This is a genomic window from Bartonella sp. MR168JLCBS (genome assembly GCF_042194175.1).
Window position 1 is genome coordinate 792 of the sequence record NZ_JBHIMP010000045.1, and the last position, 1,247, is coordinate 2,038.

The following is a 1,247-nucleotide window of genomic DNA, read 5'->3' on the forward strand; positions in this document are numbered from 1 at the left end:
CGTTCAAAAATTCACCGTTCTGTTTGGCTCGACTATATTGGTCTTAAAATCTTTGATAAAGAAGGTAAACTATGTGGAGAATTGCGTATTGTAGGGTTGTTTACCTCCTCAGCTTACACGTGTTCTATTTTGCAAATCCCTTTCTTAAACGAGAAGGCCAAAACCATTATTCAACGCCTTGGACATAATCGCACTGACTATTCTGGAAAAGCACTCATCAGCGTCTTAGAAACCTATCCAAGAGATGAAATGTTTCGCTCTGATGTTGATACATTAACAGAAAATGCCAAACTTATCATGCAATTAGACGAACGTCCACGTTTGCGGGTGCTTGCCCATACTGATTCTTTTGGGCGCTTTGTTTCTATACTTGTCTATGTGCCCCGTGACCAATACAGCAGCAATATTCGCGAAAAAATTGGCGAATATTTTGTTGAGCTTTATAAAGGTGATTTTTTTGAATCTTATCCGCTATTTTTGGAAAGCACCCTTACACGTGTCTATTATATCATTCACCGTAAGGTCAGTGAAAGTGCTCCTCTTATCGAGCGCACCATACTTGAACAACATGTGCGTTCTATAGCACGAAGTTGGGAAGAAAGCATTCAAACTATAGCTCTTAACCGCAAAATAACAGAGCAACAAACGCGTTTAGCCAGCCAATTTCCCAACAGCTATCGTGACTTATTTTCAGCTGAAGATGCCATTGAAGATGCCAAACATATTTTAAGTCTTCATGATAAAAAACCGCTTTTTGTTACATTTGATTATGCACACAACAAAGAAAAAAAAATAATTTCTCTCCGACTCTTTCACCGTCATGAAGCACTTGCCCTTTCCAAACGCGTACCCCTCCTTGAAAATATGGGATTTCGGGTTATCGCTGAACAAACACTTAAATTACCAGATGACAACGGAAACTGTGTGTATCTTCATGATATGCAACTGGAGAGTGCTTTCCAACTCTCTATCGATTTCGACAAAAACGGTCAAAAGCACGCCGAAACATTTGAAGCTATTTGGGCGCAAAATGCCGATAATGATGCCTTTAATGGCTTAACCCAAACAGCTGAACTTGATTGGCGTGAAATTGTTATTTTCCGCCATTATGGACGCTATCTCCAACAAGCTGGAATTCCTTATTCACAAGAATGCATCGCCCAAACTTTAAATGCCTCTCCCGATATTACCCAAGATCTTTATGCTTTATTTCATTTGAAATTTCATCAAAGCCATACAGAAAAAGA

1 pseudogene is annotated in these 1,247 nt (G+C 39.3%); it reads left to right on the forward strand.

What is annotated here, in order from left to right:
* Window positions 1–1,247 (forward strand): annotated as a pseudogene (locus tag ACFIK8_RS08895) (NAD-glutamate dehydrogenase); the annotation flags it as partial.